The sequence below is a fragment of the Bartonella sp. AP57NXGY genome, assembly GCF_042195805.1.
Lineage (GTDB): Bacteria > Pseudomonadota > Alphaproteobacteria > Rhizobiales > Rhizobiaceae > Bartonella.
In genome coordinates this window covers 1-692 of record NZ_JBHIOZ010000534.1, presented here as the reverse complement: position 1 = coordinate 692, position 692 = coordinate 1, and the positions used below count along the sequence as shown (strand labels likewise).

Below are 692 nucleotides of genomic sequence, written 5' to 3'. Positions count from 1 at the left end.
CCGGCATGCGGCACCATTTTATTTCTTAAACATATTGAAATATATATTTTTTTTAATTAATTATCTGTTTGAAGACCACCTTCTAGGGTTTATGCAATTTTATCTAATCTGTTGTTATTTGCTCCGTATTTTTCTCTGGAGTAAATGCTAAAACCTCTTTCTTTCTCCACCTCACTGCTCACCCTAGCTTATATGGCTCCGGCCCCCTCTGAAGCATCCAATTGCGAATCGTTGTTGTGGATATACTAAAAAGCTGTGCACACTCACGTATTATTACATATCTATTGCCATCATCAAATATCATCTCATTGCCTTTTTATTTTTTATGTTATGTGAATGGACTGGGATGCTAGGAGGAGAGAGCTTCCTATATTGTCAAGCAGCTTTTTGTCAAAATCTTTTGTGTCTCTTGTGCTATTGCCTCTAAAAAGATTTCAATAGCTTGATTGATTTGTTTAAGAGGCTGCTGGAAACGTAGCCAATACAACACCAGACAAAGATGATACCATTGGACCCAAACGCCCCACCAAATGCTTCATATGAAAAAGAAAATATATGAAACCGAACTACTTGTTCAAATTTATTACAGTACAATATTCTTTAAAAAACTATCAAATATCATTGGTCTATATATTGAATATGCTCCACTAATATATTGTTTCAGTTGGAAACAGACTGTAAGAGAGGAGAAA

Annotated in this window: 1 pseudogene; it reads right to left on the bottom strand. The window is 35.0% G+C overall.

From position 1 onward, the window contains the following. Positions 1-103: 103 nt before the first annotated feature. Positions 104-304: pseudogene (locus tag ACFIL8_RS11875) on the bottom strand (helix-turn-helix transcriptional regulator). Positions 305-692 lie beyond the last annotated feature (388 nt).